13 protein-coding genes are annotated in these 13,279 nt (G+C 44.4%); 5 read left to right on the top strand and 8 right to left on the bottom strand.

Going from position 1 to position 13,279, the window contains the following annotated elements:
• Positions 1-93: 93 nt before the first annotated feature.
• Positions 94-1,467, top strand: coding sequence for a sensor histidine kinase (locus tag ACQ4M5_RS23880; RefSeq protein WP_430678187.1), 1,374 nt, complete (start codon positions 94-96; stop codon positions 1,465-1,467).
• A gap of 4 nt (positions 1,468-1,471) precedes the next feature.
• Here ACQ4M5_RS23880 and ACQ4M5_RS23885 read toward each other — a convergent pair whose 3' ends face one another.
• The 6 genes from ACQ4M5_RS23885 to ACQ4M5_RS23910 form a co-directional block, all read right to left on the bottom strand.
• Positions 1,472-1,942 (bottom strand): phosphate-starvation-inducible PsiE family protein, encoded by a 471-nt coding sequence (locus tag ACQ4M5_RS23885; protein ID WP_430678188.1) that lies wholly within the window; start codon positions 1,940-1,942, stop codon positions 1,472-1,474.
• A 92-nt stretch (positions 1,943-2,034) separates the two neighbouring features.
• Positions 2,035-3,684 (bottom strand): bicarbonate transporter BicA, encoded by a 1,650-nt coding sequence (bicA, locus tag ACQ4M5_RS23890; RefSeq protein ID WP_430678189.1) that lies wholly within the window; start codon positions 3,682-3,684, stop codon positions 2,035-2,037.
• Between the two features lie 59 nt (positions 3,685-3,743).
• The gene (locus ACQ4M5_RS23895) at positions 3,744-4,064 is read right to left on the bottom strand and encodes a hypothetical protein (protein WP_430678190.1); all 321 of its coding nucleotides are present in this window, start codon (positions 4,062-4,064) and stop codon (positions 3,744-3,746) included.
• Between the two features lie 115 nt (positions 4,065-4,179).
• Positions 4,180-4,350, bottom strand: coding sequence for a hypothetical protein (locus tag ACQ4M5_RS23900; protein WP_430678191.1), 171 nt, complete (start codon positions 4,348-4,350; stop codon positions 4,180-4,182).
• Entirely contained in the window at positions 4,347-4,733 is a 387-nt protein-coding gene (locus ACQ4M5_RS23905) for a hypothetical protein (RefSeq protein WP_430678192.1), read from the bottom strand. Before ACQ4M5_RS23905 ends, ACQ4M5_RS23900 begins: the two co-directional genes overlap by 4 nt.
• A 43-nt stretch (positions 4,734-4,776) precedes the next feature.
• Positions 4,777-6,096 (bottom strand): phospholipase D-like domain-containing protein, encoded by a 1,320-nt coding sequence (locus ACQ4M5_RS23910; protein WP_430678193.1) that lies wholly within the window; start codon positions 6,094-6,096, stop codon positions 4,777-4,779.
• A 518-nt stretch (positions 6,097-6,614) separates the two neighbouring features.
• Between ACQ4M5_RS23910 and ACQ4M5_RS23915 the strand changes: the two genes are divergently transcribed.
• Both ACQ4M5_RS23915 and ACQ4M5_RS23920 read left to right on the top strand, forming a co-directional pair.
• A complete protein-coding gene (locus ACQ4M5_RS23915) occupies positions 6,615-8,189 on the top strand; it encodes a hypothetical protein (RefSeq protein ID WP_430678194.1) in 1,575 nt (524 codons plus the stop codon).
• Positions 8,190-8,288: 99 nt separating this feature from the next.
• Positions 8,289-9,371 (top strand): potassium channel family protein, encoded by a 1,083-nt coding sequence (locus ACQ4M5_RS23920; protein WP_430678195.1) that lies wholly within the window; start codon positions 8,289-8,291, stop codon positions 9,369-9,371.
• Positions 9,372-9,494: 123 nt separating this feature from the next.
• On the opposite strand, the gene ACQ4M5_RS23925 is transcribed toward ACQ4M5_RS23920, so the two are convergent.
• The gene (locus ACQ4M5_RS23925; protein ID WP_430678196.1) at positions 9,495-9,704 is read right to left on the bottom strand and encodes a hypothetical protein; all 210 of its coding nucleotides are present in this window, start codon (positions 9,702-9,704) and stop codon (positions 9,495-9,497) included.
• Between the two features lie 571 nt (positions 9,705-10,275).
• Between ACQ4M5_RS23925 and ACQ4M5_RS23930 the strand changes: the two genes are divergently transcribed.
• Both ACQ4M5_RS23930 and ACQ4M5_RS23935 read left to right on the top strand, forming a co-directional pair.
• The gene (locus ACQ4M5_RS23930) at positions 10,276-11,304 is read left to right on the top strand and encodes an AI-2E family transporter (protein ID WP_430678197.1); all 1,029 of its coding nucleotides are present in this window, start codon (positions 10,276-10,278) and stop codon (positions 11,302-11,304) included.
• Positions 11,305-11,334: 30 nt separating this feature from the next.
• A complete protein-coding gene (locus ACQ4M5_RS23935; RefSeq protein ID WP_430678198.1) occupies positions 11,335-12,192 on the top strand; it encodes an alpha/beta hydrolase in 858 nt (285 codons plus the stop codon).
• A 12-nt stretch (positions 12,193-12,204) separates the two neighbouring features.
• Here the strand turns inward: ACQ4M5_RS23935 and ACQ4M5_RS23940 are convergent, their stop codons facing one another.
• Positions 12,205-13,242 carry an AI-2E family transporter gene (locus tag ACQ4M5_RS23940; protein ID WP_430678200.1) on the bottom strand — a complete coding sequence of 346 codons (1,038 nt, stop codon included), beginning with the start codon at positions 13,240-13,242 and terminating at the stop codon, positions 12,205-12,207.
• Positions 13,243-13,279: the final 37 nt, after the last annotated feature.

A 13,279-nucleotide genomic window follows, 5' to 3' on the forward strand; every position in this document is an offset into this window, starting at 1 on the left:
AAGCCGATCGATGAAACACTGAAGTTTAATTTGATTATGCCGTTGTTACGATTTTTTTACATAGATACGATCGCAGATTTGCTTTGAGCGTTTATGAATAAGTCATTAGAAGGACAATGGATTCGAGCAGGACTGGGATTAGCGTTTCTGCTAATGGGAGCCGTTAGCTTTGTATCGTATCAAAACGCGACACAGTTAATGGAAAGCTCGCAACAGGTACGAGAAACGAATGCAATCTTACAGTCTCTCACAGATATTTCTGCGACGTTGACCGAAGCTGAATCAGAACGATGGCGCTATGTTTTGCTTCAGTCTCCCGCAGATTTGAAGCGCTATGAAACTGCAATTCAAACTCTGAATGATGAAGTCAGTCAGTTGCAAGATGCGCTCTCCAGCACTCCTGAACAGCAACAGCACGTTAACACACTAAAAACACTGATTAATCAACGAATTACACTGCTTCAGAAGTCCTTGAATCAAAAAGCTAACCAACCGCCTCAAACTTTATCTGTCCAGTTCAAAGAAAGTCAAGATGCGATTCGCCAAGTGATCAATCAGTTGCGGACAACCGAGGAAGAATTGTTGCAGACTCAAATGCAGCAATCTCAATCCAATCTGCAAGTGAGAATGCTAATCGAAGTGTTAGGAACCGTTTTAACCTTTATTGTATTGCTCGGCGTTTACGCATTGCTCTATCAACAAATGATTAAACGTCATCAAGCAGAAACACTACAGCAGAAGTTAGCCCAACAAAAAGAACTCAGCGAAATGAAGCTCCAGTTTTTTTCAATGGTGTCACATGAGTTTCGGACACCGCTGAGTTTGATTGTGGGATCAGCACAGCTTCTAGCAGAAAGTCTCAAACCGATGCTTGATCCGATGAAGCTGAAAAATCTGAATCGCATTCAGACATCGGCGAAATCCATGACTCAAGTGCTGGGAGATATGTTGATGTTAGCGCGAGCAGATGCGGGGCGACTGGAGTTCCATCCGAGTTGGGTCGAGATTCAATCGTTTTGTCTCAATCTGATCGAGGATTCGCAACTGTTTAGTGAATCACCTCGATCGATTAAATTCGCTCAACAAGGCAACATCACTCATGCTTGGGTCGATGAAAAGCTGCTGTACTCGATTCTGAGTAACTTACTCTCGAATGCGATCAAGTACTCGCCACCCGAAAGCACAATCTATTTCACGTTTAGCGGAAAGCCAGAAGCGGTTACTTTTGAGATCAAAGACGAAGGGATTGGAATGTCGATCGAGGATCAGCAAAAACTCTATGATCCCTTCAGCCGAGGTAGCAATGCGAGAACAATTCTGGGAACGGGATTAGGACTCGCGATCGTCAAAAAATGTCTAGATCTCCACCAAGGACAAATCTTTGTAGAAAGCCAACTTGAAATCGGCTCAACGTTTACTGTTCAAATTCCCCAAACTCATCCAGAACAATTAGAACCAAGACGATAACCTCTTATCGAGTGAGTTTCGCGTTGAGCCGTTTGATTAACCAATAACTGATCGAGAGTGCAAAGATCGCGATCCCAAGAGCAATCAAGTCAGCATTGTTCAATTTACTGAAATCAAAGATGATGATTTTTCGTGCGATCGCAATCAAAGACGTTGCAACCACTAACTCTAATCGAACCGTATTCTCTTCTAAATAGACTGTGATATTTTCTAGCAGTTCGAGTGCGATTAGAATATTGAGAAATAGCCCGAAAATATCGAATAATGCTCGATTAAAAAAGCCGAATGGTTCTTGTAGCAAATCACGAATTAAGATCTGAATCAGATCAACCACCGCAACTGAGATAACTATCAGCAAAGCAGCCGAGAGGATTTTTGAAACAATCTTTTCAAAGCGTCGAATGTAGCCAACATAAGTCGAATCTGCAAAAAAGAAGGACAGATTCTGCACTAGCTTTTCCCAGACAGATCTCATAGTTATTCAGGTTGGGATGATGAGAAACAAACAGTTCCGAGCCTAGAGCAGAGAGCTAGACAAACCCCCATCGCTTCAGAATACAGGAAAGTCTAGACTAAGCGAAGTTGCTCAACGGCGTGTTCAAGAGCTTCTGTACGATTGCTAACGAAATGTTTCTCTGAAACGAGATCCGTAATTCCCAATCGATCCAGTCGATGTTTTATCTTTTCCGTCGCACCCACAATAAAGATTTGAATTCCCTTATCGTGAGCATCCCGAATTGCATTCTCGATCGCGAGTGAAGCTGTCACACCCAGCAGGGGTACATCACTCAAATCTAGAACGAGCGCATCAATCTCCTTCATTGCATTATGTTCACGCGAGATCGCTTTAGAGACCCCAAAGATCATCGGACCGCTGAGATAGAAGAGCAAAACTCGCCCTTCCGCTTTATCCAAGAGATACTTCTGCTCTGGATTCAGTAACACTTCATCATCGGTATCCGTAATCGTTTTAACTTCCTGCGATTGAAGATTACTGAGACGCTCGATCGTCAGAATGTTCGCAACGAATACTCCCACACCTACAGCAACAATTAAATCAACGAACACAGTGAGAAGCAGCACACCATACATGATGACTGACCCCCGCAGCGAAACTTTGTGAGCGCGTTTCAGGAAACTCCAATCGAGAATATCAATCCCAACTTTCAGCGCAATCCCAGCTAATACTGCCATCGGGATCGGTTGAGTTAATCGCGCCGCCCCTAAAACAACAATGAGTAAAAGGATTGCACGAGTTAATCCCGACAGCGCCGAAGTTGCTCCAGCTTGAATGTTCACAACCGTTCCCATTGTTGCGCCAGCCCCAGGCAATCCGCCACACAAGCCAGAGACTACATTCGCAATCCCTTGACCAATCAACTCTTTATCCGATCGATGTTCTGTCCGCGTCAAACTATCTGCAATCACAGCCGTCAACAATGTATCAATACAACCTAGTATGCCAAGCATCACAGCATCTACCAGCATGACCGTGGTTTGCTGTGGGGTGAACGTTGGAAGTTGCAATGTGGGTAATCCCATCGGGATCTCCCCAATTCGGCGAATGTCCACATCTTGAAAGAGAGTGAGCGAAACAATCGTTCCCACAATCAAGGCGACCAGTTGCGCCGGCACGAGACGTTTAAGTTTCTTCGGCATCAAGAAGATGATTGCCAGCGTCAGAATGCCCAGTGTTGCCTCAACGGGATTGATGTTAGAAACAAGCTGTGGCAAACTCTCGACAATCTTCAAGACACCGCCTTTAGGGGTAGGCTGCCCAAGAAACGGCGGAATCTGAAGAATGACCAAAATAACGCCAATTCCAGACATAAAGCCAGAAATGACGCTGTAGGGCATCAAGGTGATGTATCTACCGAGTTTGAAAATGCCGAAGAGAATCTGGAAGATACCTGCCAGCATGACAACCGTAAACGCCATTGCCAAGCCCTGATTCGGATTGCTCGCGACCAAACTAGCAACGATCGCTGTCATCACAACGGTCATCGGTCCCGTGGGTTCAGAAATCAAGGTCGGTGTCCCGCCAAAGAGCGCAGCAAAAAAGCCAATACAGACAGCGCCATAGAGTCCCGCGATCGCACCTGCACCAGACGCGACCCCAAATGCTAGTGCCAAAGGAAGAGACACGATCGCAGCAGTGATCCCACCAAAGAGATCACCCTTCAGGTTATCGAAGTGAATTCGGTTTGTAAGTTGCATTAAATCAGGTGAATGAAGACTTGAGCATTGCTCTTATACTTAGCTGAATGAGTTTGAGATCAATGCCAATGATCGCTAGGCGAGTATGAGTCTCGAAAGCAGCAAAGGTAGAAAAGCGAAGCTGAGAGTGCGTCTAGTTCCTCTACGCTGATTTTGCTAGTCTCTTGCCAGTTATAAAGAACGTCCCACAGAGCAATCAAAGTGCCCTGCTGCCGCACAAACTCCTGTCCAGAAGCGATCGCTTCATCAACCGTTCTATAGATTGCGGAAGAACTATGAACCTGAATCGGTTCAAGATTTGGATCAATGACATGAACTTGCCACCCTCTAGCATGAGGAACAGCTTTGACAATGTGATCCAAGTAGTAAATCTCTGTCATTCTGATTCGCTTATGATTCAAGGTGCGATCGCTCCTCAGTTCTACTGCTCAGTCACTCTATCAAGGTCGAGTTAGGAAATCGGAGTAGAATCGGGGGGATTTCGGAGGGAAACGCCTAATTCACGGCGGGTAGTTCCTCGATCGCAGTTGCAATATCAATCGGTTGAATCGGGATTAATAACTCTTTTGCAGCCTGAAATTTCTTTTGCTCCAACAGGGGTTGAAGCTGCGATCGCACCTGTTCGCGCAACGCTTGTCTAGAAGAAATGTTTGGGAATTGAGTCATGGTCGGAATCCCCTTGAGATCCAGAGGCGTTCAATTGTCGTCAAGGCTTTTTCAGAAGGACGGTAATCCGTACAGTCGATCGCGTCTTTTGTCATCGCGATCGATGGATTAACAGCACATTTGAGATAATGGTTATTACTAAAAAATTGGCACTTGCGACAAGGGATGTTGTTCTCTACTAGAGGTTTAGATTTAGGCAGATCTTTCCAATCCTTCATCATTTCTCTGATTGCTGCCCAAACTGCTGCTACATAGACAACTGCAACGAATCCCATCGCAGACAGTCCGCTGATGTCAGGGGACGTACTAGTAGAGGGTGAGGGATTTGGAGGCTCTGGCAAAGGTTGGCTAGTTTGAGCGGTGACAAGATTTATCTGAGTCATAGTCGTACTCCTATTTAAATCTCAAATCAATATAAAGTGGAAACTACAAAAGGGGTTTTGCGATTATTCCAATTTGACCCATCACTTTTTCATTTAAAGGGCGATCGCGCCATGTTTGATAATTAAGACACTCACTGTTTGAGAGTGCATTTGTAGAGAAGCGATCGACCGAATCAATTAATCGAGCATTGCTCGTCGAAATATTAAGCTCATCGTTGTGGTGATAGCTACGGGGATCAAAGTTTGCGCTCCCAGTACTCACCCAACGATCGTCGATCAAAGCGAACTTCGCGTGCATCATGCTGGGTTGGTATTCGCAAATCTGAACTCCTGCTTCTAACAGTTCACCATACAACTCCCGCGATGCGAATCGAACGATCGGTTTATCATTGTTCTCTCCCATAGTAAGAACTTTCACATCGACTCCGCGCTGTTTTGCCTGAATCAGCGATCGACGAGTTGCTTCATCTGGCACAAAGTAAGGGCTTCCGATCCAGATTCGCTGTCGAGCCGCAAGAAAGCTCGTTTGAAATAGCAATCGAATTGTTGACTCACTTAACTTTGAAGTGTCATTTGTAACATAGAGGGTGGCATCATCGATCGCTTGAAGTTGAGCGATTTCTTCAGCACTAATCGTTTGCTTCAGATCAACAGCCCCGCCATCGTGCGCCCAATTCTGCACAAAATTTCCTTCCAAAATACTAGCGACTTCTCCAATATAGCGAACTTCAAACTCTAGCCACGGAGCCGAATTGCCATCCCATTCGTCTGAAACTCCTGCTCCCCCAATCAACACTTCCCGGCTATCAATCAGCAACAATTTGCGATGCGTTCGAGAGTTATAATCAAGTGGCGCTCTCCAGTCAAACTGTCGAAAAAATCGCACCTCTACGCCAGCCGCTTTCAATCGATTCCAGTATTCATCAGGCAGTGAGCTAGTTCCGAAATCATCTAAAAGCAATTGAACAATCACGCCTGCATTTCGTCGCTCAATCAGTGCATTTGCAAATTCGTCCGCTCTCCGTCCGGGAGTCATATAGTATGTTTCAAATCGAATTGTTCGTTGAGCGCGGCGAATCGCATCCAATCGAGCAGCATAAATCGCATCTGCTCCTTCCCAAAAGTTAGTGAGTTGACCACGAGCCGTTAAAGCATTAGACAATCCAACGACTAAGAGCGGAAATCGGGGATCATCTAAATTCGGTGCATTGCTGATTTGATACTGAGGTTCTGCGCGAAATGTTCCCCGCAGATACAACCATCCAAGACCAACTGCTAGAACAGTGAGAGTACCGCCACCTAGCCACCACAGCCAGCGCCGACCGCTTGTTTTAGACTTTGTTTGCTTTGATTTTGTTCGCATCGTTCGCTCACCTAACATTGTCGATCGAGATACAGAATTCTCTTGCACAATTGCTTAGAGGATGTTTGAAAAGTAATCGTTCATCGCCTGAATCGCCCCTCGAATGGAGTTCGGGGCTATCGGAACAAAGTCTGTTGAAACAGACTGAGGAGTAGATGAAGATTGGCTTTCAGTCCCCTTCAGTGGACTTTCTCCGATAGACCGTGATTTCTAATCACGGGCGGAACACAATCGCAGCGAAGAGTCTTTCTATACTTTTCAAACACCCTCCTAGAGAATCACTTTTAGTTCCTAAACGATGAATTTCAAATGTGACAGAAAAGTGACGGAATGCTAAACAAATGAATTGCAGTGTATTCACGCTTTCTATTAAGAAATCCTGACTTCAATATAATTGATTGTTGATTTTGAAATTGAACAAAGCAGATTTGCAGATGGATTGTAACCACAGAGAGATAAATAATTTAGCATCGCGATTTTAAGATTCTAATTAGTTCTTAGTTTAGTTAATTCGCTAAATGACAAACTCCACATCAGAATTCTCCTCACCTAAACTGTTAGGTGCAGGGCGATCAGGTAGAGTCTTTTTAATTGAAAGACAGAACGATCGATTAGCTAGAAAGATTTTTTATTCTGACAAAATTGCAACACTTATTCACTACATTTTCTTTGGTTCTCCAAATCCTTACGTTTGGAATCAGGATGCAATTTACTGTGCCTTTTATCGTCGTAGAATATTGGGCGCTTTAGTGCAATTTTGGTTTGGCGATCGCTTACAGGTTTCAGATGCGATCGCAATTGATTGGAATCCGGAATTCAAAGCCTATCAAATGGATACCGTCTTTGTTAAAGGGCGACACGTCGCACTCCGGCAGCCTTGTAGCCGCGATCGCAATCCCGAACTTCGAGCGCTCGCCCACGGAATCATGATTCCATTACAAGCAAAACTACTGCGATCGGGATTTGATGGTTTGATTTGGCAAGCAGGCAAAGGAACGCCCACCGCACTCAACAATTTCCTTTTAGTTGATGAGTCTTCCAGCGATCTTATTTTTGCTTGGATTGATATGGAATCAGGAGTGCCTGCATTGTTTCCTATCAATTTATTGAAGCTATTTTCATTTTATATTCCCAAAGCGATCGAATACGGTCGCGCTATGTTTGATGATGTCAATTGTTCTAAGTTGAATCATTATCTGATTCACCACAAAAACGAATTAGAACAGCATTGGGGTCAGCAGAAATATGTAGATATCTTAGACATGGTTGAACAGTTAAGATATCACCAAGATCAATGGAAATTGATGCGGCGAGTCGATCGAAGCATTCAATTTCAACTGAAAAAAGGAATGATTACCGAACAACAAGCGAGATGGTATTCTAATCATCCTTTTCAATGGTACAGCCGAGAGCTATCAAGATTTTTAGAAAAGTTTGTTCGCAAATTCTTGATCGGGTTGCCTTTACTACTGTTCCAAAAACTCATCAATTTACCCTATCGACAGTTTGTTCAAAACTTTTGGTCGTTTCTTGTCTCTCAGCGATTTCGATTACGTCTTGCGACGGACTACAGCCGCAGCAGAATTCGTCAATGGCGAGAGCGGAAACACTTGAATACTCATGAAGCAGAATCTCTCCTAGCTGAGCTACGGCGTGACAAGAGCAGCGACTATATGACAGATTTTGGGGTTCATCTTGGAATCAAGCTATTTTTTACCGTAATTGAGATAGCTCTTGCGCCGATCTTTTACGCACTGGGTTGGATTGATGAACTATTTGTCGTGGCTTGGCTCGTGGCAGGAGGACCAATCTACCGAACTACATACACGATCTGGAGAATGTTACAAGCGATCACACGAGGGCATGAAGTCCCCTGGATTGCATTTTTCGTAGGACTACTGCCAACAGTCGGGAGCCTTGCCTATCCCTTCCAGATTATTTATTCCGCCCGTGGCAATCGCAAGAAAGTTGCTCAGTTTATTGTGTACGACTTTTTTACAAGAATCGGGGATAAGATCCCTGCTTGGGGCGGCGAAGATACTCATACAGAACATTTCTTCAATCACATTGCCGCTCGCATTGTCCACCGTTAGAACAACTACGGCAAACAGAGAGATATGCCTATCCCTAGTGTGGAGTGCATGAAAATCAAAAAGCAGCATGATAGAGAAATGGCATGAACGCAGAATAATATGCAAGTTCTCTTACAGATCATTGGCTCCCTACTTGTCTTAATCGCTCTGGTAGACGTTTACTTAACTGTGTTGTATCCTCGTGCTGAAAGTAGCTTGCTAAGCATACTCATCGCACAAGGAATCTGGAAACTCTTTCGCGTTGCTGCCCAAGGATTATCAAAGCGAAAGCGCGATCGCTTTCTTTCTTACGGAGCGCCCACGATTATCATCGCAATTATCGGGACTTGGATACTTCTGTTGCTGCTAGGATTTGCCCTCATCGTTTGGGTTGGACTCGGAACTGGGATTCAATCTGAACAAGGGGAAACGCCCACAGATTTCATTACTGCGCTCTACTATGCTGGCTTTTCGCTCTCCACTTTAGGGATTGGAGATTTAGCACCCCAAACCGCCTCTTATCGCTTACTCATGGTGTTGAAGAGCATGTTAGGATTCTCAGCCGTCACCTTAACCATCTCGTATATGTTAGCAATTTATAGTAACCTGACGAGCCGTAATGCCTTTGCCTTGAGTTTACATCATCGCACCGCTGACACTGCAAACTCGGTCGAGCTTTTAGCCCGTTTAGCAGCAGCCAACAATACGAACAACTTAAATCAGAATATTTCAGAGATTGCTCGAAATGTGATGCAAATATTGGAGTCTAACAATTCGTATCCTGTATTATTTTTCTTTCGCTACCGTCAGAAGTACTATGCTCTATCTCGTATTGCCTATCTCACGCTGGATGTTGCAACTTTAATTAAAAGCACTTTAGATTACGAGCAGTATCGATCGATTATCGATTCTTCTAGCACAGCAGAACTTTGGTTCAGTGGAAATCATTTGGTGAAAGAACTCTGTCAAACGCTTCTACCAAAAGTGCGAGTTCTGCCCCAAGAAATGGATGAGCCTCTATGGCGAGAACACTACTATCAGGCGCTAGAACGGTTGAAGACAGAAGGCATCATTGTCGTGAATGACCCAGAAGCAGGTGCTGACTTGTACATTTCTATGCGGCGTGAATGGGCACTTTACCTAGCCAAGCTATTAAAGTATATGGCGTATGAGCCAGGTAGCATATTTTCTGGCGAGTACTGAGATGAATTAGAACATCTGAATGACTGAAGAGTGTCACATTCTCATCATCGCCCGGATTTGCAATGAAAAACTCTAGAAAGGACTATACCACCAAGCGGAATTTCTAGCTTGGTGGATGGCTGATTATGGGGATGTTGTTGGACTGGTTGTGGGCGAAGGAGTTGGGCTAACGGCTGGGCTAGAATCGGGTGCTGGGGTTGGACTAGCTGGGGTGGCGGCTGGTGACTCTGTTGTTCCACCAGTCCCTGTTCCACCAGTTTCATTCGGTCCACAAGCAACCAACAAAAACGAAAAACCAATCAGGGAAGCAAACACTGCAACAGTCTTGTTCATAACACCTCAACTAAATTCATTAACTGTCTGAGATTGAGTAGCTCCCTTATCTAAACGATCTGATTTCACCTGTACGGCAGTTGCGATCGTGAAGTACTATCGTTGCCTCAGCATAAATTGCATAAAACGAACGATCGCTAATCCTTCAGAACGCAACTAGAACCCATTGGGCAAAGTGCGAACTCTTCTACGAGAGCGACGAGATTGCCGGGGTAAGGGGAGTGCATTCATCATTTGCATGGTATTGCTAACAAAGCGCTCCTCTGGACGCTGTGCATCACGGTGTCCCAGGCTACGCAGCCCATCTAGATCTAGAAAACGAAACACTACTTTTGTTTTGCTCAACTAAATCGGTGCTTATCACTAAGCTGATTGGCAAATGTGACAAGAAAATGACAGCGAATGACAAATTTGTAAACGAGCTTTAAATAGACACCATGCAACGTTTTTCTATGTCAAATCTACGCTGCAAATCTACCTTTGGGAGATTTATTTTTTTGCTTTGTATGTTCTACTGAAAAAAGACTGATCGGTGCCCAACTATGATAAGTAAACTGGACTACTTTCTATCATGAAGATTGGGCAGTGGCTTGGAATCATTGCGATCGTAGTTTCGCTATACATTGTTTGGCAAATTCGCCATCTCTTGTTATTAGCGTTCACAGCGATCGTTTTAGCGACAGCTTTAAACGGGCTGGTTCGTCAATTGTTGCGCTGGAGACTGAAGCGTGGCGGAGCGGTACTCATCGTAATCACTGGTTTAGCCCTGATTGCAGGCGGGGTCGGCTGGCTGATTGTGCCACCATTTTTACAGCAATTCTCTGAGCTAATTACCACCTTTCCGATCGGACTTTCTGAAATTCAGCAAGGAATCAACTGGTTAGAAAATCAGATTATTGATCCTTATCTTCCAAATATCCCTGACTTCAATGGTTTACTCACGCAACTCCAACCTTTAGGAAGAAATCTACTAGCACAAGGAATTGCACTGTTTACCACTTCGATTAATGCGCTACTTGAAGTTCTGTTAGTGTTGATATTAACGTTAATGGTACTGATCAATCCACAGGCATATCGGCAAAGCTTTATTCGGTTCTTTCCTGCATTTTATCGATCGCGGATTGATGAGGTGCTGACTCGTTGTGCGATCGGGATCGAAAGCTGGACCCAAGGAGCCTTAATTGAGATGGTTTTCATTGGTGCGCTGAGTGGAATCGGACTTTGGATTTTGCAAGTTCCATTAGCTCTAGCTCATGCTGTTTTAGCAGGATTGCTGAATTTTATTCCGAATATTGGACCCACTTTGAGCGCAGTTTTTCCAATCACGATCGCATTTGTAGATGCCCCTTGGAAAGCTTTGGCGGTATTGATTCTATATATCGTGATTCAGAACATTGAGAGTTACTGGTTAACACCAACCGTGATGGCACATCAGGTCAAGTTATTGCCTGCTCTAACATTGGTCGCGCAAATTTTCTTCACGACCTTTTTCGGAGCTTTAGGACTATTGATGGCACTTCCTTTAGCTGTCGTAGTTAAAACATGGCTAGAAGAAGTGTTGTTCAAAGATATTCTCGATCGCTGGCAAAAACCAACCTAGCAAGGAAACTCATTTACTGTCGAGGACACTATGCTGAATTACGCATTAGCAACCGCTGCTATCCGAGAACAAGTCAGACAAGAAGAAGCTGACCTCCCGTTAAAAAATGGGCAGTGTCGTTCTAGATTCTTCTTTCACGCTCGTCCCACTCAAACGGTTTGCCTCTTCTTCCACGGATTCACCGCTGCTCCCTATCAATTCGAGCCACTTGGACAAGCTTGCTTTGAAGCAGGTTATAACGTACTTGTACCGCTGCTTCCTGGACACGGAAAAGCAGGAAACTGGAACAGAAAGCAACCGCCACCCCTCACGAGCGATCCAATGGTCTATCATCGTGCAGTTGCAGAGTGGCTTGGAATTGCGAAAATGCTTGGGGATCGGGTGGTTGTAGGCGGATTATCAACAGGCGGAACATTAGCAGCGTGGGCAGCCTTGACTTATCCTCAACTTGTCGATCGTGCGCTTCTATTTGCACCGTTTCTCGGACACAAATTCAAGCCCGTCGATTGGTTGATTAAGACTTTACCGATCTACTTTGAATGGTTCAATAAAGATGCTCCTGGCAATTTTGGATACAACGGATTTCAGATGCCTGCATTGCGCCTATTCCTAGAGATGGCAGAGGACACAGTTAAACAAGCCAAGCGGAAACCCATCTCACCGATTTTGATGGTTTGTAGCGAAAGCGATCGCGTGACGAATCGACAAACACAGCGGCAGTTCTTTCAAACAGTCGTACAGCAACAACCTCGATCGTGCTATCACTGCTTCGATAAGCGTTATAAAATCCGTCACCGAATGATGACCCAAATGGAAGGCAATCAGTACGAAGATTGGGTCATTCATCTGGCAAAAGCGTACATTGCTCAAGAAGAAACTGTGCAATGAGAAGCAAGAAAACTAATGCTTGCCTTGCATTTCTTCTACTTCAAATAAACTGATCAACACACCTGCGATCGGAACTGACAAAAATACACCCACTAATCCTGCGACTCTTGCTCCAACAAGTAGCGCAAAAAACATCACAACTGGATTCATATTGATGGAACCTTGCATGATTCGCGGCATCAACAAATTCTCTTCAACTTGCTGAAGCAGAATGCAACTGATTAGAACAGTTATTGCTAACCCAATGCCTTGAGGCAGAATGATCAGTGAAATAATGCTAATTCCAATCGTTGCTCCAATGCCTGGGATCAAATCGAATACACCAGCGATCGCTGCTAATCCCAAAGCATAAGGAACATCTAGCAAAATAAACACAAGATACACAGATACACCAAAAAATACTGAGAGCAGAAAGCGCCCCCAGAAAAAGCCTAAGAGGTTTTTTTGAATTGCTTCTGTGATGCGATCGCGCATTCCTCTCGGAAACAATTTGAGCAGAAAATCCCAAAGGCGTTTACCATCTAGCAACATGAATAGAGTCACAACTGCAATCACAATTAGATCTAATGTATTTGCAAGAACGCTTTGAAGAGTTGTAAAACCCATTCCAAGTGTTGCGAGTGCTTGATCCCGCAACTGATCTTCAATCTGGCTCAGATCAACATTCAGATTAATTCGTTGCAGTAACGCTTGCAAATCATCGAGAAGCCCGATCGCGCCATTGAGAAGCTCAGGAGCTTGATCAACGAGTTGCTGCGCCTGCGAGAAAGCTGCAATTCCTAACGTTGCAACGATGCCTAATAAAGCAAGCAAGCTGAGTAGGAAAACTAGAACCGCAGCAATTCCTCTCGGCATGATTCTTGCTGCCCATCGAGTCGGGAAACTCAGCAGAAATGCAAAGATTGCAGAAAAAATAAAAATAACGACAACGGTTTCAAAATAAGCTAGAACCTGGATCGTTGCCCAAGCAAGTGCAAACAGCAATAAGTAACGAACCAGCTTTGAATTATTCAGATTGTCCCAAATCGATCGAGGAGTTGGATGATTCATGGCGCATCAAGGTAGATTTCAATTTAGAGCGTGTCAG

Origin of the sequence: Leptolyngbya sp. AN10 (genome assembly GCF_050565645.1) — a bacterium.
In the GTDB taxonomy this organism is placed as follows: domain Bacteria; phylum Cyanobacteriota; class Cyanobacteriia; order Leptolyngbyales; family Leptolyngbyaceae; genus Leptolyngbya.